The sequence below is a fragment of the Streptomyces sp. NPDC033131 genome (assembly GCF_055578365.1).
The window spans coordinates 118,524-140,338 of record NZ_JBVIPA010000019.1; the positions used below are offsets into that span (position 1 = coordinate 118,524).

General features: G+C 70.7%; 13 protein-coding genes and 2 pseudogenes. 6 read left to right on the top strand and 9 right to left on the bottom strand.

Annotated elements, in window-relative coordinates:
• Window positions 1–630 precede the first annotated feature (630 nt).
• Window positions 631–3,324: a pyruvate, phosphate dikinase gene (ppdK, locus tag ACZ5XS_RS24335; RefSeq protein WP_468654544.1), complete on the bottom strand. Its 2,694-nt coding sequence runs from the start codon at window positions 3,322–3,324 to the stop codon at window positions 631–633.
• Between the two features lie 296 nt (window positions 3,325–3,620).
• Between ppdK and ACZ5XS_RS24340 the strand changes: the two genes are divergently transcribed.
• Together ACZ5XS_RS24340 and ACZ5XS_RS24345 are read left to right on the top strand one after the other, a co-directional pair.
• Window positions 3,621–4,313, top strand: coding sequence for a response regulator (locus tag ACZ5XS_RS24340; protein WP_468654546.1), 693 nt, complete (start codon window positions 3,621–3,623; stop codon window positions 4,311–4,313).
• A 372-nt stretch (window positions 4,314–4,685) separates the two neighbouring features.
• On the top strand, window positions 4,686–6,401 hold the full coding sequence (locus ACZ5XS_RS24345; protein WP_468654548.1) for a GAF domain-containing sensor histidine kinase: 1,716 nt from the start codon (window positions 4,686–4,688) through the stop codon (window positions 6,399–6,401).
• 607 nt (window positions 6,402–7,008) lie between these two features.
• Here ACZ5XS_RS24345 and ACZ5XS_RS24350 read toward each other — a convergent pair.
• Window positions 7,009–7,686, bottom strand: coding sequence for a phosphoribosyltransferase (locus tag ACZ5XS_RS24350; RefSeq protein ID WP_468654550.1), 678 nt, complete (start codon window positions 7,684–7,686; stop codon window positions 7,009–7,011).
• Between the two features lie 519 nt (window positions 7,687–8,205).
• Between ACZ5XS_RS24350 and ACZ5XS_RS24355 the strand changes: the two are divergent.
• The 4 genes and pseudogenes from ACZ5XS_RS24355 (at window position 8,206) to ACZ5XS_RS24370 (ending at window position 10,758) form a co-directional block, all read left to right on the top strand.
• Window positions 8,206–9,266 (top strand): annotated as a pseudogene (locus tag ACZ5XS_RS24355) (zinc-dependent alcohol dehydrogenase family protein).
• Between the two features lie 71 nt (window positions 9,267–9,337).
• A pseudogene (locus ACZ5XS_RS24360) lies at window positions 9,338–9,984 on the top strand (NF041680 family putative transposase); the annotation flags it as partial.
• A gap of 39 nt (window positions 9,985–10,023) precedes the next feature.
• Window positions 10,024–10,500, top strand: coding sequence for a GNAT family N-acetyltransferase (locus ACZ5XS_RS24365; RefSeq protein ID WP_468654552.1), 477 nt, complete (start codon window positions 10,024–10,026; stop codon window positions 10,498–10,500).
• Window positions 10,501–10,635: 135 nt separating this feature from the next.
• Window positions 10,636–10,758 (top strand): helix-turn-helix domain-containing protein, encoded by a 123-nt coding sequence (locus tag ACZ5XS_RS24370; RefSeq protein WP_468654554.1) that lies wholly within the window; start codon window positions 10,636–10,638, stop codon window positions 10,756–10,758.
• Between the two features lie 375 nt (window positions 10,759–11,133).
• Here ACZ5XS_RS24370 and ACZ5XS_RS24375 read toward each other — a convergent pair whose 3' ends face one another.
• The 7 genes from ACZ5XS_RS24375 to ACZ5XS_RS24405 form a co-directional block, all read right to left on the bottom strand.
• A complete protein-coding gene (locus tag ACZ5XS_RS24375) occupies window positions 11,134–11,745 on the bottom strand; it encodes a TetR/AcrR family transcriptional regulator (RefSeq protein WP_468654556.1) in 612 nt (203 codons plus the stop codon).
• Window positions 11,746–12,049: 304 nt separating this feature from the next.
• Complete coding sequence (locus tag ACZ5XS_RS24380) at window positions 12,050–14,740, bottom strand: family 78 glycoside hydrolase catalytic domain (RefSeq protein WP_468654558.1); 2,691 nt, start codon at window positions 14,738–14,740, stop codon at window positions 12,050–12,052.
• 329 nt (window positions 14,741–15,069) lie between these two features.
• A complete protein-coding gene (locus ACZ5XS_RS24385; protein WP_468654560.1) occupies window positions 15,070–16,452 on the bottom strand; it encodes an MFS transporter in 1,383 nt (460 codons plus the stop codon).
• A 146-nt stretch (window positions 16,453–16,598) separates the two neighbouring features.
• The gene (locus ACZ5XS_RS24390) at window positions 16,599–17,624 is read right to left on the bottom strand and encodes an SDR family NAD(P)-dependent oxidoreductase (protein WP_468654562.1); all 1,026 of its coding nucleotides are present in this window, start codon (window positions 17,622–17,624) and stop codon (window positions 16,599–16,601) included.
• Between the two features lie 61 nt (window positions 17,625–17,685).
• Window positions 17,686–19,512: a beta-glucuronidase gene (gene uidA / locus ACZ5XS_RS24395; RefSeq protein ID WP_468654564.1), complete on the bottom strand. Its 1,827-nt coding sequence runs from the start codon at window positions 19,510–19,512 to the stop codon at window positions 17,686–17,688.
• 81 nt (window positions 19,513–19,593) lie between these two features.
• A complete protein-coding gene (locus ACZ5XS_RS24400) occupies window positions 19,594–20,415 on the bottom strand; it encodes an SDR family NAD(P)-dependent oxidoreductase (protein ID WP_468654566.1) in 822 nt (273 codons plus the stop codon).
• Window positions 20,416–20,441: 26 nt separating this feature from the next.
• Window positions 20,442–21,659: a family 1 glycosylhydrolase gene (locus ACZ5XS_RS24405; protein ID WP_468654568.1), complete on the bottom strand. Its 1,218-nt coding sequence runs from the start codon at window positions 21,657–21,659 to the stop codon at window positions 20,442–20,444.
• Window positions 21,660–21,815: the final 156 nt, after the last annotated feature.

Genomic DNA, 21,815 nt, shown 5'->3' on the forward strand with positions numbered 1-21,815 from the left:
GGTGCGTTGGGACCAATGCTGGTCTGGGATCCCTTTGTGGCGCGGCACCCGGCGGACGTGGGGGGGTGCAACGTCCCTCTTCCTGGGGGGGGGGGGGGGGGGGGCCTCCCCCCCCCCCCCCCCCCCACTGGATCCCCGCTCAGCCAGTCGCTTCATCGCCGTCCGGCACACGAGCCGCAGAGCCCTGGGCCGGTTGCCCGATGGACCGGCCGCCCCGCCACGGCGGCGCCGACCCGCGGGCCGCGTCCGTGCGGTGCAGGGTCCGCTCGACCCGGCTGCGCAGCCGGGTCTCCAACCGGTCAGCGACTTCGCGTGCGCTCGCCTCGCGGGCGTGCACGACCACGGATCGGTTCCTCCTCGGATCTCCGCCTGGCAGGACCATGGCGGTTCGACGTGGTGAGCGGCGGCCCGTTCCAGTCGGACCACGCCGCTTACGGCCGGCAGACCCGGCCGGTGCAGGGCGGCGGCGATCTTCTCCCGCAGCTGGGGGAGTGCCGTGTCGTCCACGTCCCCCGTGGCCCGCACCCGGCGGACCGCGTCCGGGGCGTTCCGGACGCGGGTGTCTTTGTCGGTCCGCATTTCTTGCGATCGTCGATCCGCTGGTGGCATGCGGGGTGGTCGGCCGCCCCTTCACCTGCTGTCGCTGTCCCCGGCGCCTTCCAGCGCGGCTCGCCCGGCCTCCAAACGGGCGACCGGAACACGGAACGGCGAGCAGGAGACGTAGTCCAGGCCGGCTGCGTGGAAGAAGTGCACGGATTCAGGGTCGCCGCCGTGCTCGCCGCAAACGCCGATCTTCAGGTCCGGGCGGGTGGCGCGGCCCTCGGCGACCGCGATCTCGACCAGACGGCCGACGCCGTCGCGGTCGATCGTCTCGAACGGGGAGGTGGCGAAGATGCCCTTGTCGAGGTAGGCGGAGAAGAACGCCGCCTCCACGTCGTCGCGGGAGAAGCCCCAGACGGTCTGGGTGAGGTCGTTGGTGCCGAAGGAGAAGAACTCCGCCTCCTCGGCGATGCGGCCCGCGGTCAGCGCGGCCCGGGGCAGTTCGATCATCGTGCCGACCGGGCACCGGACGGGGACGCCGGTGGCCTTGCCGACCTCGGCGAGCACCGCGTCCACCTCCTCGCGTGCGAGGCGGAGTTCCTCGACCGTGTCGACCAGCGGCACCATGATCTCCGCCCGGGGGTCGCCGCCGGCCCGGACGCGGTCCACGACCGCCTCGGCGACGGCCCGTACCTGCATGGCGACCAGTCCCGGCACCACCAGGCCCAGGCGCACGCCGCGCAGCCCGAGCATCGGGTTCTCCTCGTGCATCCGGTTGACCGCGTCCAGCAGTTCGACGTCGTGCGGCTCCGGCAGCTCTCCCCGGGCGTCGGCGGTGGCGACCCGGACGGCGAGCTCGGTGCGGTCGGGCAGGAACTCGTGCAGCGGCGGGTCGAGGAGCCGGATGGTGACCGGCAGGCCGTCCATCGCCTCCAGGATGCCGATGAAGTCCTGCCGCTGCAGGGGCAACAGGGCGTCCAGGGCGCGCGCGCGTTCGATGTCGTCGCGGGCCAGGATCATCTCCTCGACCAGCTTGCGGCGTTTGCCGAGGAACATGTGCTCGGTGCGGCACAGCCCGACGCCCTGCGCGCCGAACCGGCGGGCCCGGGCGGCGTCCTCGGGCGTGTCGGCGTTGGCCCGTACCTCCAGCCGCCGTACGTGGTCGGCCCGTCGCAGGGCCCTCGCCACCGCGTCGACCAGCGGCGCGGAAGGCTCGCCGTGCTCATCCCTCTCCAGGAACCGCATGACCGCGGAGGCGACCAGCGGAGCCGCGCCCGGGTACACGGTGCCCGCGGAGCCGTCCACCGAGACGACCTCGCCCTCCCGCACGGTCGTGCCGCCCACGGTGAAGCGGCGTCCCTGAGGGTCGACGGTGATCTGCTCGGCGCCGCACACGCAGACCTTGCCCATGCCGCGGGCGACGACGGCCGCGTGGCTGGTCTTGCCGCCCCGGCTGGTGAGCACGGCCTCGGCGGCGACCATGCCGGGGAGATCGTCCGGGGTGGTCTCCTGCCGCACGAGGACGACCTTCTCGCCGGCGGCGGCACGCCGTACCGCCTCGGCCGAGTCGAACACCACCGCTCCGACGGCGGCACCCGGCGAGGCCGGAATGCCGTGCGCCAGCGCTTCGCCGACGGCAGAGGTGTCGAATCGGGGGAACATCAGCCGGGCGAGCCCGTCGCCGCTGACCCGGGCCAGGGCCTCGTCCACCGAGATGAGCCCCTCGTCGGCCAGCTCGGCGGCGATGGCGAAGGCGGCCTCGGCGGTGCGCTTGCCGACGCGGGTCTGCAGCATCCACAGACGCCCGCGCTCGATGGTGAACTCGATGTCGCACAGGTCCCGGTAGTGGTACTCCAGGGTCTCCATGTGTGCCCGCAGCTCCCGATAGGAGGCGGGGTCCAGCCGCTCCAGATCGGTCAGCGGCACGGTGTTGCGGATGCCCGCGACCACGTCCTCCCCCTGGGCGTCGACGAGGTAGTCGCCGTACAGACCGGGCCGCCCGGTGGCCGGGTCGCGGGTGAAGGCGACCCCGCTGCCGGAATCGGAGCCGAGGTTGCCGAACACCATGCGCTGCACGGTGACCGCGGTGCCCAGGTCGTCCGGGATGTGCTCGCGCCGTCGGTACAGCCGGGCCCGTTCGCCGTTCCAGGACTGGAAGACGGCGAGGACGGCCCGGCGCAGCTGCTCGGCGGGGGACTGCGGGAAGTGCTCACCGGTCTCGTACTCGATGAGGTCCTTGTACGTCTCCACGAGCTGGGCGAGGTCGGTGGCATCCAGGTGTACGTCGTCCGCGACGCCGCGCACCTCCTTGAGCAGGGCGATGGCCTGCTCGAACAGAGACGAGTCGACGCCCATCACCGTGCTGCCGAACATCTGGACCAGCCGGCGGTAGGAGTCCCAGGCGAAGCGCTCGTTGCCCGAGGTCTTGGCCAGGCCGAGGACGGAGTCGTCGTTCAGGCCGATGTCGAGGACCGTCTCCATCATGCCGGGCATGGAGAAGCGCGCCCCGGAGCGCACCGACAGCAGCAGCGGGTCGTCCGGCTGCCCGAGCAGCCGCCCCGCGGCGGCCTCGAGGGCCGACAGATGCCGGGAGATCTCCTGGGACAACCCCTCGGGTGCGGTGCCGGTGGCCAGGAAGGCCCGGCATGCCTCGGTGGTGACGATGAACCCCGGGGGCACGGGCAGGCCCAGCCGGGTCATCTCGGCCAGGTTGGCTCCCTTGCCGCCGAGCAGGTCGGCCATGTGGCGGCCGCCGTCGGTGAATTCGTACACGTAACGGACCATGACCCTGTGCTCCTCGGCCTCGTGCCACGGCTCTTCTGCCCTTAGGCTTCCAGCCTCCTGCGGATGCCTGCGGCCTGGCAGGTGCCGGCTGTCCCGTCCGGCGGGCCGGTCGGCCCTCGGTGACGGGGCCGGTTTTCGTCCGTGCGGCGAGCGGGGAGCCGTACGGCAAGGAGCCGGGGGTGAAACAGGGCCGACCGGCCCTGGCCGTTCGGCCCTGAAACGAGAAAGATCTCCGGTAGGAGCCGCGGTCTCGTCCGGAGGGCGGCCCACGACGCGCACCTGACAAGGAGCATCCGATGGCGGACAGTGAGCGGCCCGGTACCGGCGACCCGATCCGGGTCTTCCTGCTGGACGATCACGAGGTGGTACGCCGAGGCGTCCACGACCTGCTGGACGACGAGCCGGACATCACCGTGGTGGGAGAGGCCGGCACGGTTGAGCAGGCCCTCGTGCGGGTCCCCGCCCTGCGTCCCGACGTGGCGGTGCTCGACGTCCGGCTGCCTGACGGCGACGGGGTGAGCGTGTGCCGGGAGCTGCGGTCGGGCATGCCGGAGCTGGCCTGTCTGATGCTGACGTCGTTCGACGACGAGGAGGCCCTGCTGGACTCGATCATGGCCGGGGCGTCCGGGTACGTACTGAAGCAGATCAAGGGCTCCGACCTGGTCTCGGCCGTCCGTACGGTGGCCGCGGGCCAGTCCCTGCTCGATCCGAGCGCCACCGCCAAGGTGATGGCACGGCTGCGCGGCGAGCAGACCAAGGAGCCCGAGCCGGACGCGCTGCCGGGTCTGACCGAGCGGGAGCGGGAGATCCTCGCTCTCATCGGCGAGGGCCTGACCAACCGCCAGATCGGCCAGCGGCTCTACCTCGCCGAGAAGACCGTCAAGAACCACATCTCCCGTCTGCTCGCCAAGCTCGGGGTGGAGCGCCGCATCCAGGCCGCGGTGATCGCCACTCAGGCACAGGACCGGCTCAAGAACGAAGGACGCTGAAGCCTCGCTCAACGACCGCGGTGCCGAACCATGGCAGAAGGCGCCCTGGCCCGCCCCCCGTACGGCCCAGGCCCCTTCCGTCCCGACGTCGCAAGGTGGCAGCAAACGCCAGACAGCCGATCGGGAGGGCGACGGACATGAGCGTGCGCATGGGCGTCAATGGCTTTGGACGCCACGTCGGCCTGCCTGACCCTGTTGCTCACCCGCCCGCTCGACCTCACCGAGCACGTGGCGGCCAGACCGACCGGTGAAGCCGGGTCTCCTAAGGGATGACCAGGGCCGATTCCGTCCCCTCACCTCCCTCGGACCACTACCGTGGCACGTGACCGGAACGGTCGGCCGTCGGCGGCCGTGGGGACGTGAGGAGCATCGGTGGGAAGCCCTGAGGAGGCGCGGGTACGGCTGCCGCAGCTGAAGCTGGACGAGCTGCTGGAAGAGCTGCAGGCGCGCATCGACGCCGCCCGGGGTACCAGGGACCGGGTGCACAGCCTGTTGGAGGCCGTGCTCTCGGTCGGCCGGGAGCTGGATCTTGAGCAGGCGCTGTACAGCATCGTGCAGGCGGCGGCCGTGCTGGTCGATGCGCAGTACGCCGCCCTCGGGGTGATCGGACCGGACGGCAAGCGGCTGTCCGCCTTCCTCACCGTGGGTGTCACCGAGGACCAGATCGCGGAGATCGGCAATTATCCGGAGGGCCACGGCATCCTGGGAGAGCTGATCCGGCACCCCGAGACGCTGCGGCTGACGAAGCTCTCCGAGCACGCCGCCTCGTACGGCTTCCCGGCCAACCACCCGCCGATGAACACCTTCCTCGGCGTCCCGATCCGGGTGCGGGACCAGGTCTTCGGCAATCTGTACCTGACCGAGAAGCAGGGCGGAGCGCAGTTCGACGAGGAGGACGAGTCGGTCCTGTCCACTCTGGCCGTGGCCGCCGGCGTCGCCATCGACAACGCCCGCTTGTACGAGGAGTCCCGACTTCGCGAGCGCTGGCTGCAGGCGAACGCGGAGGTCACCCACAGCCTGATGTCCGGCAGCGAGCGCGCGGAGGCGCTCGGATTGATCGCCGAGCGGGCCAGGGAGATCACCGATGCCGCCCTGGCCGTGGTCGCGATGCCCATGGAGGACACCGACTCGCTCACTGTGGAACTGGCCATCGGGCAGGGCGCGGAGGAGCACCGCGGCCTGGTGCTGCCCGTGAGTGGCCTGATCGGCCGGGCCTTCTCCACCGCTTCCCCGGTCACGAGCTCGGACGTCAACCACGACGAGCGGGTGTCGTACAGTGCCCCGCGCTTCCCCGGTCTCGGGGCGGCCGTGGCCGTTCCCATCGGAACGGCCGCAAGCGTGCGGGGCGTCGTTCTGCTGGTGCGTCAGGCGGGTCGACCGGTGTTCACGCAAAAGGAGACCGAACCGCTGCAGGCCTTCGCCTCCCAAGCCGCGATCGCGATGGAACTCGCCGAACGCAGGCGCGACGCCGAGCACATCGCCATGCTCCACGACCGCGACCGGATCGCCCGGGACCTGCACGACCTGGCGATCCAGCGCTTGTTCGCCACCGGGATGACGCTGCAGAGCGCGGGCCGCTTCATCGAGCATCCGCAGGCCGCCGACCGTGTGAACCGGGCGGTCGACGACCTCGACGAGACCATCAAGATCATCAGGTCGACCATCTTCGGTCTGCGGTCGCGCGAGGGGAGCGCAGGATCAGGTCTGCGCGCCCGCGTGGTGCGGGCGGTCGGCGAAGCCGCTCCGGTGCTCGGCTTCGCCCCCAGCGTGCGGATGGAAGGCCTGGTGGACACCGAGATCCCCGGCCGGATCGCGGACCACGTGGTGGCGGTCCTGTCCGAGGCCCTGACCAACATCGCCCGTCACGCCCGTGCCGACCGTGCCGACGTGGCGCTGGAGACCGACGGTCGGGAAGTGCGGCTGACGGTCTCCGACAACGGTGTGGGCATACCGCCGGAGGGCCGCCGCAGCGGCCTGCGCAACATGGCCGAACGAGCACAGCAATTGGGCGGAGCGCTGGAGTTCGACAGCCCGGCCGACGGCGGAACCGCTCTGGTGTGGCGGGTGCCGGTGACGGACGAGCCGTGACACGGCCCTCAGGAGGGTGAACGAGGCCAGGGGGCCGGGGGCAGGCCGGCGGGAAAGGCGGTCTTCGAGAGGGTCGTTCGGCAGGTCAGCCGGACCCCGGACTTCGACTTCCAGCCGTTCCGGCTCATGGCCCGTGATCTTCGGGGCCGGACGGCGGCAGGGGAGTGGACTCCCTGTGCAGCAGCCGCGCCGGCGGCAACAGCCGCCCAGCAGCCGGAGGAGGACGTGTCCGGTGACGGGCAGCTGATCCCGTCCGACCGCACCGGAGAACCGCCGGTGGTCCGGTGAGGCAGGTCCCTGGGCAGGCTCTCGACGATCACCGGGATCTCCTTCTCCGTGGGACCCCTGTCTGCGCCGACTCCGCGGAGGTAGGAAGCGTCATGAAGCAGCGAGGTCGGGTCCGTGAGGACCACTGATGCCGTCCGGACCGGGTACGGAACCCCGTTCAAGGCGGGCGCGCGGCAGCTCGCCGACCACAGGATCAGCGGACGGCCCCGGCTGCTCCCGCTGCCGTGGGCGAACGCCACCACCGCTTGTGCCGTGGCGGATACCACGAGTCGTGTGGCCAGCCGTACCGGCCCGGCGGGGACCGACACCTCGTCGACGGTCAACGGGCGCTCGGATGGTGGTGGGCCGGCGGCGAGGAGCCGGGGTGGCCGGCCTCGGCCAGCAGCGCGGCCACCTCCGTGTCACTGGTCTGTGAGAAGTCGCGGTACCAGGCCCCGACGGACCCCAGATGACGCGATGCCTGCAGGCAGAAGACCTGGTCCGCTGATTCGCGCAGGCGCGCCACGGTCGTTTCCGCGCCGACAGGGACGGCGAGGACGACCTCACCCGCCCCACGAGCGCGGGCCACCCGGCAGGCGGCCTCGGCCGTGGCGCCGGTGGCCAGCCCGTCGTCCACCACCACAGCGGTGCGGCCGGCCAGGGCCAGGGGCGGGCGGTCGGCGCGATACCGGCGCACTCTCCGCTCCAGCTCGGCGCGTTCGGAGCGCTCGACGCGCTCCTGCTCGACGGGGCTGAGCCCGCTCTCGCGGAGGATGTCCTGATTGATCACGCGGAGGCCCTCCTCGCCGATCGCACCGAATCCCAGCTCCGGCTGCCACGGCACGCCCAGCTTGCGCACCACGAGCACGTCCATGGGCACGCCGAGGAAGCGGGCCACTTCGTACGCGACCGGGACCCCGCCCCGGGGCAGTCCGAGCACCACCGCATCCGTGCCCCGCAGGTACTGCAGGCGCCGGGCCAGATGGTGCCCGGCATCCGCGCGGTCTTCGTAGCGCATGCGCCACCTCCTCATGCGCGGCGGCAGCAAGCCACCTCACTGTTCATTGCACCGCGCCCGCAGCCCGCTCGCTAGCGAAGGGCCGGGCGGCCCGGCGCGTCAGCCGATCGTCTGTTCCACCGCGGGCCGACCAGGTCCCACGCCTTGGCCCGCCGGGCGAGGCGACGTCGGTCCAGCCACCGGAGGGGCGCCGACGCCGAAGGCGAGACCGGAAAGGGCTGCGGCTGCCGCGAAGCCGAAGAGCGCCGACTCAGCGGCGGCCTCCGTCGGCCCAGTCGGCCCAGTCGGCTCGGTCGTGAGCGCGCCACGGGCTCCAGCCAGACCGTGACCGTCGATCCGGGTCCGTCCGGTGCGGGTGGCGCCGTCGTCGGCCGGCCGGCTGACCTTCGTCAGGGCCCGGCCGGGGCCCCGGCCGCGGACGGGGTCTGCGGAACATCGGTGAGCAGCACAGCTGCGACGGAGCGCCGGTCTGCGCGCTTCCGCGCGCCCGCCCCCGGTCGGCCGTCTCCGTCGGGCCCAGTGGCCTACGTCTTCCACGGTCCAGGAAAGTCCGCCTGGGAAGAGGTCCCCGACTCAGGCATCAAGGAGCCCACCGACGTGATCGTGAGGGTGGACATCGTCACCATCTGTGGGACGGACCTGCACATCCTCAAGGGTGACGTCCCCGAGGTGCGTCCAGGCATCGTGCTGGGCCACGAGGCGGTCGGCGAGATCGTCGAGGTCGGCAGCGACGTACGGACCGTACGGCCCGGAGACCGAGTCCTGGTCTCCTGCATCAGCGCCTGCGGGCGCTGTCGCTACTGCCGCGAGGCCATGTACGGCCAGTGCCGCGGCGGCGGAGGCTGGATCCTCGGCCACCTGATCGACGGCACGCAGGCAGAGTACGTCCGCGTCCCCTACGCCGACCTGTCCGTGCACGCGCTTCCCAGCGCGGTGCAAAGACGCCGTGCTCCTCGCGGACATCTTCCCGACCTCCTACGAGGTGGGCGTCCTCAACGGGCACGTACGCCCCGGCGACACCGTCGCCGTCGTCGGTGCCGGTCCCATCGGACTGGCGGCGATCGCCACGGCACGTCTGTTCGCGCCGGAGCGGATCGTCGCCGTGGATCTGGCCGCTTCACGGCTGGAAGCCGCCAGGCAGCTCGGTGCCGAGGCGGTGGCCGACGCCACGGAAGAACCCGAGCAGCTGATCGCGGACCTCACCGACGGCCTGGGCGCCGACGTGGTCGTCGAGGCGGTCGGCGTGCCGGAGAGCTTCGAACTGTGCACCCGCATGGTGCGGCCGGGTGGCCACGTGGCCAACGTCGGCGTGCACGGCAAGCCCGCGACCCTGCACCTCGAAGACCTGTGGATCAAGAACGTGACCATCACCACCGGTCTGGTCGACACCTACTCCACCCCCATGCTGCTGCGCATGGCGGCCGCCGGCCGGCTGCCCACCGCGCAGATGGTGACCCCACACCTTCCCGCTCGACCGTATGGAGGAGGCGTACGAGGTCTTCGGCAACGCCTCCGACACCGGAGCCCTCAAGGTCGTGCTCGGCGGCCCGCAGCACGAGGTCGTCGCGGTGACGGCCTGACGGAAGGAGCAGTGACGAGGGGCACGACCATGCCCCTGAACCCGAAACGGCCCTGGTGCAAGGGGCATTGCTTCGGCAAAGCGACCGCGCAGGCGTGGGACCGATCGCACCCGGGGCTGACCCGGCGGGCGGCCTGGCTCGATCACGACGGACCGCTGCCCATCATCGAGGGCACCGTCATCTACCTGACCGTGGAGAAGCTGCCCAGTGGCGGGGTGAACAAGCCGGTCTGGCTGTGGTGGTCGGGCACCGCCGCCACCGCGAACGACGTGAACCGCTGTTGGCCGTTCTTCCTCCGCCGCTTCGACCTGGAGCACACGTTCCGCCTGTTCAAGCAGACACTCGGGTGGACCAGGCCCAGGGCTCCGCAGCTCCGAGGCGGCCGACCGGTGGACATGGCTGGGGATGCCGCCGCCTATCCCCAACTCCGGCTCGCCCGGTCACTGGCCACCGAATCTCCGGCGGCCCTGGGAGATGACCGAGCCGAACAAGCTGACGCCCGCCCGGGCCCGCAGGGGGGTTCAGAAACCTGCGTGTGAAGACCGGCTCCCCGGCCGGTGCACCGAAACCGTCCCGGCCCGGCCCCGGTCGACCGCTCGGTTCGAAGAACCGCCGCCCAGCCACCCGGCACGAGGTGGGACGTGTCCTCGCCACCGACGAGGCATACAGCCGCCCCGCACACCACAAGAAGGGCACCAGGCCCCGCCGAACCCGATAGGCGAGCACCAACCGCCCGTACGCTGCCACGATGCACCCCATGGACGTCGAGAACCTCAGCGGGCTTGAAGTGGACCGCGCGGACCCGTCGAACTGGGCCGCGTTAGCCAAGATCGATTCTGTCGCGGCAGCAGGCGACCACACACGACGGGACAGCATCCGACGCTGGTGCGAACAGAGTGTGGTCCTCATGGCCCGAGACTCATCCGGACCTTTGGGTTACAGCGTGCTGGAGTACACCTTCTTCGAGCAGGGCTTCGTCACCATGCTGATGGTCGCGCCCACCGCCCGTCGGCAAGGCGTGGGCACACATCTCCTCAAGGCCACCGAAGCCGCGTGCACCACCCCGAAGCTGTTCACTTCGACCAATGTCTCCAACCAACCCATGCAACGCCTGCTGCAGTTCGTCGGCTGGAGCCCTGTTGGCCTGCTCCACGGCCTGGACGAAGGCGATCCCGAACTCTTCTACCTGTGCCCAAGCATCCGACTACGCGGCATAGCCGAGGCCGAGGGTTGAACGACAAGCTGAGTGCATGTGCTGGGCAGTGGTGTGACGAGGACGGCCATGCCGTGATGGGGATGAGAGGGCAGTGGCGCGCGTCGGCTGTCGTGTGCCCGCAAGGCGCTCCGGGATGTGGTGGCGCGGGCCCGGATGGTCGAGCCGAGCTGGGCCGGCCTGTGGGTGCCGGCGGTCGCGGACGAGTTGGGCTGTGGCCAGAAGACGGTGCGGCGTTGGCTGCACCGCTTCCACCGCTCCGGCCTGGAAGGGGCTTGATGATCTGGGCGGGCAGGGCCGCAAGGCGGATCACCGAGCCGAGCGATCGCGGATCATCGCTCCGGCCAAGCAGGTGCCGCCCGGGAGACTGAAGGTGCGGCCCGGTGGAGACATGTGGGCTTCGGACGAAGCCGGGCCGGCTGAGTGGATGCTGGACTCCCTGGCTGCCCGGGCCCGGCATTAGGGCATAGAGGTCAGCCGCCGGCAGGTGCGCAGGAGCCTGATCACATCCCGGTCGGGGTGTGCTGCTGTGCCGAGCTGCCTGTGATGCCGATGCGTCCGCGAATACTCGTCGAGCACCTCCACGACCATGCCGCGGTAATGGTCGCGACGAGACCGGCGAACGGAAAGGACATGATCATCTGATGACTCCGCCTACCGGTCGTCCCGGTCGTCCCGGTCGAGAAGCAGGCGGACGAAGTCGTTGAGCGGTCCGATGATGTCGAGGTCCTGGTCGAGGACCCACTGCAGCTGGAGGCCGTTGAGCACGGCATGGAAGAGAGCCGCGGCACTCTCGGGGCTGACGCCCTCACGCAGTCGGCCGCGGGCCGCCTTGTCGAGGAAGCCTTCGGCGAACTGCGTGCGCCCGCGTTCGTAGCGTTCGACGAAGTAGGTGTGGGCGGGATGGTCTGTGCGTGAGGCCGCGGCGGCGAGCTCGATCCACAGGCGCATGAGCTCCGGGGCCTGCTGGTGGTGACGGATGAGCTCACCGAGGTAGGGCGCGAGCTGGTCGAGGCTGTCGACCTGTGCCGCGCCGTGCTGCCACTCCTCGGTATCCCGCTCTGCGAGCACCGCGGCGAGGATCTCGTCCTTGTTGCGGAAGTGGTGGAGAAGTCCGGCGTGGGTGATGCCGGCACGCTCCGCGATGTCCCGCAGGGAGGCCTTGGCGTAGCCGTTCTCGGCGAAGCTGTCGCGCGCCGCCCGTACGATCTCCGCTCGGCGGGCCGGTGTCTTGGCGTATGGCCCGCGCGCTGTTGCCTGACCCACGGTGCGCTCACTTTCCCCTACGAAGCCGGTTCGGACAGGTCGTACGCAGCAGTTGAGCGCCCAAAATCTACCATGTGGTTGGGATTCCTTTCGCCCCACCTCGGAACTGAGTGAACGATAGCGCTCTCGTCGCGAGGGCCGCCGAACCTCCCCTGTTCGCGGCATCGGTCTATGGATGTAGTGCGCGTTGCGCGTGGACGACGGGTCTGTCCCGCCCGTGCCGCGGCTTTCTCCGGCAAGAGCCATCAGGCCCGACGCTGGAGTCCAGGACCCAGTCGGTCGCGCCCCTGCAACACGGGAACGGCTAGCGTCCCGAGTCGCCGGCAGAGCGAGCCGGCGAACGACCCTCGACACGGCGGGTGGCACGGAAGGTGCCTGTCGTGGCGGTCTCGGTGGTGCCGTCGGGGAAGACGACGCGTGCGGTGGTCGCCGGGGGAACGTCGACGGTCAGGGTCAGCTCGTCACTGGTCGTCCGCCACTCGACGGCGATCGTGCCCTGCGGGGACTCGTGCGTGCCCCGGGCCCAGGTCAGCGACGGGTGGGGGACGGGCGCCACCTCGAAGGACTCCCAGGCGACCGACCCCGGTGTCTGGCGTAGTCCCAGCGTGTGGGTGTGCAGGAAGCTGACCACGGCGCCTTTGCTGTAGTGGTTCAGGGAGTCGTGGGCGTCTCCGTTCTCGTCGATGCCCTCCCAGTCCTCCCAGATGGTCGTCGCGCCGTGGTCGAGCATGTACAGCCAGGACGGTGCGGTCCGCCGCAGGAGCAGCTCGTAGGCGATGTCGGCGTGGCCGGTGTCGGCCAGGACGGGAAGCAGGTCGCCGGTGGCGAGGAAGCCGGTGCCCAGGTGGGTGCCGGCGGCACGGATCAGTTCGGCCAGGCGCGCGGCGGCTGCCGGGCGCAGCTCGGCGGGGACGAGCCCGAGGGAGAGCGCGCGCACATAGCCGGCCTGAGTGTCGCCGGTGGTGCGTCCGTCGGGGGTGAGGAACTCGGTGCGCCAGGCGTCGCGCACGTGCTCGGCGGTCTCGGTGTAGCGGACCGCGTCCTCGGTGCGGCCCAGCGCCCTTGCGACGTCGGCGAGGGTCGACGTCGAGCGGTACAGGAACGCCGTGCCGACCTCGCCCTTGTCGGCCATGAACCAGGCGACCGGGTCGGTCTTGATCGGGTCGATGCGGGTGCCGTCGGCGGCCTTCGCCCTGGGCTCGGTCCACTCGCCCCAGTGGAAGGAGCCGTCCCACAGGTACTGCTCGTGAGGGAGTGGCTCAACCGAGCGCTCGGTCCGGGACTGGTGGCGGGCGGTGCGGGCCGTCCGCAGGGCCCACTCGACCCAGCGGACCATCGCCTCCCAGTTCTCGGCCAGTACTTCCTGGTCGCCGTAGGACTGGTACAGCTCCCAGGGGACGGCGACGATCGCGTCGCCCCAGCCGGCGGAGCCGGTCATCATGGCGAACTGGTCGTCGAGGTGATGCTTGATGCGGCGGCCGTCGGGCGAGAAGTTGGCGATCCGGCCGTCCGCCAGCTGGTCGTCGCGGACCGAGCGGAGCCATTTGCGGCTGAAGCCGAGGACGTCGTACAGGCGCGTGGCGGTGGGTGCGAAGACCTGGTAGTCGCCGGTCCAGGCGAGGCGTTCGCGAGTCGGGCAGTCCGTGGGGACATCGACGGCGTTGCCCCGGAAGCTCCAGTCGGCGATCTCATGAAGGCGGTTGAGGTCGTCGTCGCTGCACGCGAAGGTTCCGGTGCGGCGCAGATCGGTGTGGACGACGCGCATCGTGAGGCTCGCGGGGTCGAGAGGGGCACCGTCGCGGCGGATGCGCGCGTACTGGAAGCCGTGCACGGTGTGGTGTGGCTCGAACGTCTCCCCCCGGCCCGCCGAGACGACCTCGTCGCGCTGGACGAAGGGGATCGGCTCCTCGCCGGGGCGGACGGAGTCCAGGTGGGCGGTCGTCAGGTCGCCGTCGCGGCCGACGTGTTCGCCGTAGTCGATGACCGTGCGGGTGCCGGCCGGGCCGAGGTCGCTGAGGGCGAGTCGGCCGGAGGCGTTCTGCCCGAAGTCGGCGATCCAGAGCCCGTCCCGCAGCTGCTCGACCGCATGTGCCGGGCGCGATTCGACGACGCGCACGGGCGGTGCCGGCGACCAGTCGATCGCGGGTGCCTCGACCTGATCGACGAGGACCGGCTGTTCGGTGGCCCGTCCGGCGCGGAAGTCGGTGCTCTGCCCGTCCATGAGGTCGGCCCGGGTGATGGCCGACCGGGTGCTCGTCCAGGTCTCGTCGCTGCGCACGACCTGGCGTGAGCCGTCCTCGTACACGATGTGCAGCTCGGCACGCGCGCCGAGTACCGAGCCCCAGCCGGCCGGCAGGCGGAACGCGCCGACCTGGCCCCGGTACCAGCCGTCCGAGAGAACGATCTCGACACGGTTGTCGCCGGCCCTGATGGCGGCCGTGACGTCCGATGCCTGGGCGTAGAGCGTGCGGTCGTAGGAGGTGGAACCGGGCGACAGTTCGGCGGTGCCGGCCCGTTCGCCGTTCACGTACGCCTCGTACAGGCCGAGCGCCGTCGCGTACAGCCGCGCCGAGCGGACCCCGTCCCGTGCCTCGAAGAGGGTCGCCAGGATGTGGGCCGGGCGCTTGCCGTAGCCGGGGTCGCCGGTCTCGGCCGGCGAGATCCAGCGGGCCTGCCAGTCCTCGTCGAGGAGACCGGCCTCGAACGCGTTCCACTCCGACCACGGCGAGGGACCCCCTGTGCCGTCGGCCCGGACGCGCCAGGCCACCTGCCGGCCGCTGCCCAACGCCGCCCAGGGCCAGGGGAGGAACCGGTGCCGGCCGGGGGCCACCCGCAGCGCGGGCTGCGCGTCGCCGGCGACCGTGCACTCCAGCTCGTATCCGGCCGGGTGTCCGGCATCCGACGGCGGCTTCCACGACAAGCGGGGTGCGGGGCCAGACACGGCGAACTGGTCACCGCCGTTGTCGATGCGCAGATCGTACGGTGCGTTGTTCATGCTCTGCCTTTTCGCGACTCGTGTTTCTCGGAACGTGGTGAACTCTGCGGTCGCACGGTGGTCGGCTTTCCGTACGACGGTTCTCGCAGCGGTGCGTACGGCGAAGGCGTCCCGCGGCGCGAGCGGCCGGTGCGCGGGCTGTCGTCCGGTGTGCCGTGGACACCTGGACGTGCGCGGATGCTCCCTCAGCGCGTCGAAGCGGTAGGGCCGCGATGCGGTCACAGGCGTGTCGCCGTCCTCCACCGCCCCCGGTACGCCGCAGTAGCCCACCGGGATCCAGGAGATCGGACCCCACCCCTTGCGGGCACCGGCGACTGGCGAGGTGCCCGCTACCGGACCGACTTGATCTTGAACTTGATGATCAGGCCGCCGGCGAGCGCCAGCACCGCGCCGCTCAGATAGAGCAGTGTGTAGTTCTTCTCCCCTCCGCTCGTGACACCGATGGTGATGACGAGCGGTGCGATGAGCGGAGCGAGGGCGCTGGGGATTTTCTGCGCGAAGGCGACGACCGCGAGATAGCGGCCGGCCTGGGCCCGGTCCGGGAGGACGGCGAACACGATCGCCTGGTCGACGGCGCTGAACATCGCGATGGCGAGCTGCATCAGCACCGCACCGACGACGAGCTGGGGCAGCGAGTGGGCGAACGCCTCGGCGACGGCCCCGGCGACGAAGATCGCGGATCCGATCACGGTGAACAGCTTGCGTCGGCCGAGCTTGTCGGAGAGGAAGCCGCCCCCGATGGCGCCGCCCATCGCCGCCACAACCCCGATGATCCCGATCGCCGCAACGACGCCGGCGACCTCCTTGACGGGCATGTCGAGCCGCTGGGCGTAGAAGAAGGTCCCGAAGGTGGTGTTGAAGTACAGGCCCATGAAGAAGACGAAGCGTCCGAGCCAGTTCCAGCCGAAGTCGGGGTACTTCCGCGGATTGAAGCCATAGCTGGCGACCAGGCCCTTGAGGCTCACCTCGCTGGTGCGGACGAGTGCGCGGGAGTCGCCCTCGGGCTTGAACAGTGGGAACAGCAACAGCATGGCCGCCCCGATGACGCCCGGGACCAGGAACACCAGAAGCGTGCTGGACGCCACCGTGTACGCGATGCCGATGCCGACCACCGGCGCGATCTGGGTCATGACGCTGGTCACCGCCGAGACGCGTCCCCGCTGCTCCTCCGGCACGCGGTCGGCCTGGACGTTCTGGATCGCCTGCCCGACCGTGGACCAGCCGACCATGCCGACGACCCACGCGAGGCCCACCAGGAAGACGGTCGGTGCGACGGCGATCCCCAGGAGCCCGACCATGCCGATGGCCGTGCCGGCGAACATGAACGGTGTCCGGCGGCCCAGGCGGGAGCGCATCCGGTCGCTCCAGAAGCCGATCAGAGGGCTGAGGACCAGATAGACGACCTGGGCGGATCCGGTGACGTATCCGAGCAGTTCCTCGCGCCCGGGGACGAGGTCGTCGATCCGCACGGCCAGCGAGTAGGAGAGCGGGACCATCAGGGCCAGGGAGGCCCCGAAGCTGGCGATCATGATCCAGGCGAGGTAGCTCCTGCTGACCCTCTCCAGCGGCGGGGCCTGGATCTCGGGGACGGGGGCCTCGGCCGGATCCTCACCGAAGATCTTGGCCGGCCCGGAAGGCCCCCCACCGTCACCCGTCGTCGGCCCGGTCGGCGGGGGTCCGGCCACACTGATGTCGCGGTCGTTCTGAGGCATGAGTACTCCTTCGTCTCATGAATGCCAGGTGGCGCGGCAGTTGACGGAAGTCGGCACGCGCGTTGGGGAGGAACTGATGGAGCTGAAGAGGGTGCAACGCGCGTGACCGGTCCGCTCGGTGACGGGCCGCCACCGGGGGTCAGGTGCTACTGGACCGACCAGCCCCCGTCGGACGGGAGGACGGCGCCGTTGATGTTGATGCCGTCGTCACTGAGCAGGAAGGTGATGGATGCCGCCAGCTGTTCGGCGGTGGCCAGGCTCGGAATCGCCTGCTGGAACGGGGCGAGGCGGGCGGAACCCGTCGGTGACACCTGCTCGGGCATCGGGATGCCGGTCGCCACGCCACCGGGTGCGACCGCGTTGACGCGGATGCCGTGCGGACCGTACATGAAGGCGGCGGATCGGGTCAGGCCGATGACACCGTGCTTGGAGACGGTGTACGCGGTGCCCGAGGAGTTGCCGCGCAGCGCCGCTTCCGAGGCGACGTTGACGATCGAGCCCCGGCCGGCGGCGATCATGACCGGCAGGACCGCGCGGGACAGCTTGAAGGAGCCGGTGAGGTTGATGTCGATGACCCGGTCCCAGACCTCGTCGGAGGTTTCGTGGACCGGAGAGAAGTCGTCGTTCACCCCGGCCACGTTCGCCAGGGCGTCGATCCGGCCGTCGGCCGCGTCGACGATCCGGTCGATGTGGTCCTGGCATGTGATGTCGCCGATCACGGCGGTGATCACGCCGTCGGGGAAGGACGCGGCGAAGGCTTCGAGGCGTTCGGCCGAGACGTCCACGGCGATCACACGGCCGCCTTCCCGCGCGATACGTGAGGCGGTCGCCCGGCCGATGCCCGCGGCCGCGCCGGTGACGAGGGCGGTCCTGCCGTCGAAACGTCCGGCCGTGACGCGCTCGGTCCACTGGTCGGGGTCGCTGTCCTCGGCGGGCATGACGCCGTCGTTGGCCTGGAGCACCAGGTCGTCGACGACCGCCTGTGACAGCTGCCCCTGGCTGGCGGCGACGAGTTGCTGGAGGGGGAGCGAGCGGACGGGGGCGAGCATCTCCTGTGGAACCCCGGCCTGCTGCAGCAGCGCCTCGATGAGTGGCGCGCCCTTCGGGTGGGTCAGCCATGCGTCGATGGTGCTGTGCGCGGTGACGGGACGCGGGGGAGGGGGAGTGGACATGTGGTTCGGCCCTTCTCAGGTCCTGGGCGAGCTGTCGACTGGAACGTTTCAATCACTGCCGTCAGTCGTCTGCGGTGGGACCGGGCTTACGCCCCTCCAGGCCGCTCCAGCGGCGACGCAGCGAGAACGCGGCCGTCTTCGGCCTGCGGTCGCGGGTGAAGACGCCCTTCTTGTTGCCGTCGACGCGGTGGATACCGTTGGAGGTCTGGAAGTCGGCGAAGTTCCAGACGTGTTCGCCGACGAACTCGGGGATGCGGTCGAAGACGCGGTGGTACGTGGCGAGGTAGTCGCTCTGGTACTCCTCGCTCCACGGGGTGTCCCAGACGGAGTGCAGGCCGGGCTGGGTGTCGGCGCCGTACTCGGACATCATGACCGGCTTGCCGAAGCGCTGGACCCAGCCGCGGAGGTCCTTCTCCAGATACTGCTCGGCGGTCGCCAGGTCACCGGTGAACAGGTACCAGCCGTAGTAGCGGTTGATGCTCAGCACGTCGAACAGGTCGCCGATACGGTCGTTCTGCGGGGTGGCGAACATGACCGCGGAGTAGGTGAGGGGGCGGGTCGGGTCGAGTTTGCGGGCCAGCTCGACCAGCGGCTCGAAGTACTCGCGCGCACCCTCCTCGTTGGAGGCGGGTTCGTTGGCGAGGGACCACATCACCACGCTCGGGTGGTTCTTGTCCCGCTCGATCAGCTCCCGCAGGTGCTGGGCGTGGACGTCGCCGGTGACTCCGCCGAAGTTCTCCGGTGCGAAGGTCGGAGTCGGAGCCTGGCCGGTGAGACCGCCCATGACGCCCAGGTTGAGGCCGACCGCGGCGGTCTCGTCGATGACGACGATGCCGTGCCGGTCGGCGAAGTCGAGCACCTCCTCCGCGTACGGGTAGTGGGAGGTGCGGAAGGAGTTGGCGCCGGTCCACTCCATGAGCTGGAAGTCGTGGACGAGGTAGGCGTCGTCATGGCCCTTGCCCCGCACGGGGGTGTCCTCGTGCTTGCCGAAACCCGTGAAGTAGAACGGTTCGCCGTTGATGAGGAACTGGGTGCCCCGTACCTCGACGGTACGGACACCGAAGGGCTGGGTGTAGCTGTCGATCACTTCTCCCGCACCGGTCTCGCTGTCGCCGACCAGCTCCACCACCAGACCGTAGAGGTAGGCGGCGCCGGGCTTCCAGAGGGTGACGTCCTCGATGCGGAGCAAGCCGTCGGGTCCGTGTGCCTCGGCCACGATCCGGCCGGTCTCGTCGACCGCGCGCACCCGGACCGCGGTCGCGTCGGCGGCTTCGCCGGCGATCTCCACGCGGTACTCGACGACGCCGGCCGCGCCGTCCCGTCCGGTGACGACCGTGATGTCCTCGACGAAGGTCCCTGGCGTGCTGCACAGGCGGACCGGGCGGGCGATGCCCGCGTAGTTGTAGAAGTCGTGCAGGTACGACTGGCGTTCGCGGCCGTCCGGGCCGGTGGTGACGGTGCCCGGCGGGATCGTCTCGTTCGTCAGCCGGTTGTCGACGCCGACCGTCAGCCGGAACTCGGCGCCGGGGCGCACGACGTCGGTCAGGTCCGCGTCGAACGGCGTGTACCCGCCGGTGTGTTCAGCCACGAGCCGGTCGTCCACGTAGACCTGCGCGGCGTGGGTCACGGAGCCGAAGCGCAGGACCACCCGCTCTCCCGCCCAGCCGCGCGGCACCCGCACATCGCGCTGGTACCAGACGACGCCGACGTGGTCACGGATCTCCGCGTCCACGAACAGGTCGTTGTAGCTGGCGGGGACGGGGACTTCGAGGGGCGGGGCGAGCCGGGACGTCCACGGGGTGGCGCCGGCCCGGGTGTCGAGGGCGAATCGCCAGAGGCCGTCGAGGCTGACGATGTCGCGGGTTGGACTGGTACGGGGGAAGAGCATGGGGCTCCTACGCGGTTCGGGTAGCGCTCTGAAGGGAGCGGGGATAGGTCGGAGGGAGCGGAGGGGCGGGTAGAAGGGGGATCAGATCGTTTCGCCGGCGTCGGCGAGGAGCGTGCTCCCCGTCATGAAGGCCGAGAGGTCACTCGCGCAGAAGAGCACCACGCGGGCGATGTCGTCGGGGACGCCGAGTCGGCCGAGCAGGCTCGGCTGCATGACGGACATGAGCGCCTCGGAGTCCAACGGGACACCGGCAGCGGCGGCCGCGGCCATGTTCCCCTCGGTCGGCACGTACGTCGGTGCGACGCCCAGTACGCGAATGCCGAGCGGCGCGAATTCGAGGGCGAGTTGCCGGGTGAGGCCGCGCGCCGCGTGCTTGGAGCCGACGTAGGCGGCGAGCCCGGGGGCCGTTCCCCGGAACCCGGCCGTGGAGACGACGTTGACGATGACGCCGCCGTTCCCGGCGTCGCGCATCCGGCGGGCGGCCTCCCGGGAGCCGAGGAAGACGCCGCGGGCGTTCACGGCGAAGACCTCGTCCCAGGTCTTCTCGGACATCTCCAGCGCGGGAACGCTGGGGAAGATCCCGGCGTTGTTGACCCAGATGTCGACCCCGCCGAGCTCCCGGACCGCGAGGTCGGCGACCCCGGCGACGCTTCCGGCGTCGGTGACGTCCAGGTGGGCGCCCACCGCGCAGCCAGGCCGGCGGGCGTTGAGGTCCTTGGCGACGGTGGTGGCGAGCCCGTGCTCGATGTCGGCGACGAGCACGTCCGCGCCTGCCTCGGCCATGCGTTCGGCGATGGCCCGGCCCAGTCCACGGCCCGCGCCGGTCACGACGGCGCGTCGCCCGGACAGCGAGATCAGTTCGGTCAGGGGCCGGGACGAGACGTCGGGTACGGATACCTGCACGATGTGTCCTTCCGGTGGCGGTGAGGTCAGTTGAGCCCGCGACGGGCGGTCTCGCCCAGCCAGGCGAGGCTGGGCTTGGGGCGGCGCTCGAAGGTCTCGCGGTCGACCTCGACCAGTCCGAACGTCGGCGCCCAGTGGCCCCACTCGTAGTTGTCGAGGAGGCTCCAGTGCAGGTAACCGCGTACATCGACGCCGTCGCCGTCGGCGATCTCGGCCTGAAGGTGCTTCAGCGCCTCGCCGGTGTAGGCGATCCGGCGGGTGTCGTCGCGGGTGGCGATGCCGTTCTCGGTGACGAGGATCGGCATGCCGCCGGTGACCTCGGCGGTGTGCCGTACGGCGATGGCCAGGGCGTCGGGCCGGTAGGGGGTTCCGACGAGTGTGTTGTCGGGGTGCTGCGGGTGAGGCTCGACACCGTCCGGGCCGACCCACTGGCTGGAGTACGACTGCACGCCCACGAAGTCGTCGCCGCGTGACCCCTCCAGGTAGAGGTCCTCCCAGACGTACTCCAACTCCCGCTTCTTCTCCTCGGCCCCCGGGCGGGCGACGAAGGCGCGGTTGGCGACGGTCCAGCCGACCTTGGCGCCGGTGCGCTCGCGCAGCACCTCCCGGGCGGCGTGGTGCGCCTCGACCAGCCGTTCGCCGATCTTCACGTCGGGGGCCGGCGTCTTCGGCCGCGGGCTCTCGTTGTCGACGGTGGGGCTCAGCCACGGGTCGGCCGCGTGCGGGTCGTCCTGCAACGCCCGTGCCATGCCGATCATGATGGCCAGCATGTTCGGCTCGTTCATCGTGACAACCCAGTCGACGCCGTCGAGGATCGGGGAAACGGCCTCGGCATACGCCCGGAACCGCTCCACGGCGCGGTCGCCGAGCCAGCCGCCCTCCTGAGCGAACCAGAGCGGGCTGGTGAAGTGGTGCAGGGTCACGACCGGGGTCAGGCCGAGCTCGAAGGCCGTCTCGATCATGCGCCGGTAGTGGGCCAGTTCCGCCCGCGAGATCATCCCGGGGACCGGCTCGATCCGGGCCCACTCGATGCCGAAGCGGTAGGCGTTGAGGCCGGCGTCGGCCAGCAACTGCATGTCCTCGCGGTACCGGTGGTAGCTGTCGCAGGCGTCACCGCTGCGCTCCATGCCCGGCATGCGCCCCTCGTTCGCCCAGAAGTCGCTGTTGAGGTTGTTGCCCTCGATCTGGTGCGGTGCGGTGGAGGCTCCCCAGAGGAACCCTCGTTCGAGCTCGGTCATCGTCATCGTTGACTGCCTTCCTGAATGTGGGTCGTGGCGCCCCGGACGGCGCTGCTGTGGGTCGTACGGGTGCGGTGGGCAGTGGCCGCGGCGCGAAAAGCGTGTCCGGGCCCAGCGCCCGGCAGGAGACGAGCGCCAACGCTTACCAAGTGGTTGGTTTTC

Bases quoted from the DNA above. Each gene is read 5' to 3' on its own strand.
- ppdK (WP_468654544.1), bottom strand. From the start codon at position 3,324: ATGGTCCGTTACGTGTACGAATTCACCGACGGCGGCCGCCACATGGCC.
- ACZ5XS_RS24340 (WP_468654546.1), top strand. From the start codon at position 3,621: ATGGCGGACAGTGAGCGGCCCGGTACCGGCGACCCGATCCGGGTCTTC.
- ACZ5XS_RS24350 (WP_468654550.1), bottom strand. From the start codon at position 7,686: ATGCGCTACGAAGACCGCGCGGATGCCGGGCACCATCTGGCCCGGCGC.
- ACZ5XS_RS24365 (WP_468654552.1), top strand. From the start codon at position 10,024: ATGGACGTCGAGAACCTCAGCGGGCTTGAAGTGGACCGCGCGGACCCG.
- ACZ5XS_RS24370 (WP_468654554.1), top strand. From the start codon at position 10,636: ATGGTCGAGCCGAGCTGGGCCGGCCTGTGGGTGCCGGCGGTCGCGGAC.
- ACZ5XS_RS24380 (WP_468654558.1), bottom strand. From the start codon at position 14,740: ATGAACAACGCACCGTACGATCTGCGCATCGACAACGGCGGTGACCAG.
- ACZ5XS_RS24385 (WP_468654560.1), bottom strand. From the start codon at position 16,452: ATGCCTCAGAACGACCGCGACATCAGTGTGGCCGGACCCCCGCCGACC.
- ACZ5XS_RS24390 (WP_468654562.1), bottom strand. From the start codon at position 17,624: ATGTCCACTCCCCCTCCCCCGCGTCCCGTCACCGCGCACAGCACCATC.
- uidA (WP_468654564.1), bottom strand. From the start codon at position 19,512: ATGCTCTTCCCCCGTACCAGTCCAACCCGCGACATCGTCAGCCTCGAC.
- ACZ5XS_RS24405 (WP_468654568.1), bottom strand. From the start codon at position 21,659: ATGACGATGACCGAGCTCGAACGAGGGTTCCTCTGGGGAGCCTCCACC.